Here is a 523-nt window from a genome sequence, read left to right on the forward strand (position 1 = left end):
AAATCAGGCTCGCCAATACGTAAGGTGACGGGGGTGTTCAAGTAGACCAGAATCGGTGTTCAAGTAAACCAGAATATGCAATAGGAAACCCCTTTTCGTCATAAATGCCATGCATGAGCATTTTTGGTGTTTCGCCTGCATTATTGGCTTTATTGATATCAGCACCAGAATTAATCAGCAGTCTTACCCATCGGTCCATTTTATCGTTTTTTTGTTTAAGCACCAAATGCAAAGGTGTATCGCCATCAACATTCTGGCTAACAACAAGGTTTGTAAAGTCTGAAAATAAATCAATTAACTCCCTGTTATTATTTTTACAGGCAACATGCAGAGGAGTTGTCAGACTTGATTGACTTTGTCTAGGATCAGCACCATGCATTATTAGAAAATCTATCGTGTCATAATCATTCTTTTCTGCCAAAAAGAGTAGAGGCGTATATCCGTAAGTACTCAAAAACTCCTGTGCAGACCACATGGCAGCCAGCATGAGGCGTATTCGATAATATTTGCCAGTCTCGGAATT

1 protein-coding gene is annotated in these 523 nt (G+C 40.0%); it reads right to left on the reverse strand.

The features are described 5' to 3' along the window. Positions 1–37: 37 nt before the first annotated feature. The coding region (locus ABD892_RS10065; protein ID WP_345195492.1) for an ankyrin repeat domain-containing protein at positions 38–523 on the reverse strand (486 nt) is incomplete at its 5' end.

The organism is Kistimonas scapharcae, assembly GCF_039540975.1.
GTDB lineage: Bacteria > Pseudomonadota > Gammaproteobacteria > Pseudomonadales > Endozoicomonadaceae > Kistimonas > Kistimonas scapharcae.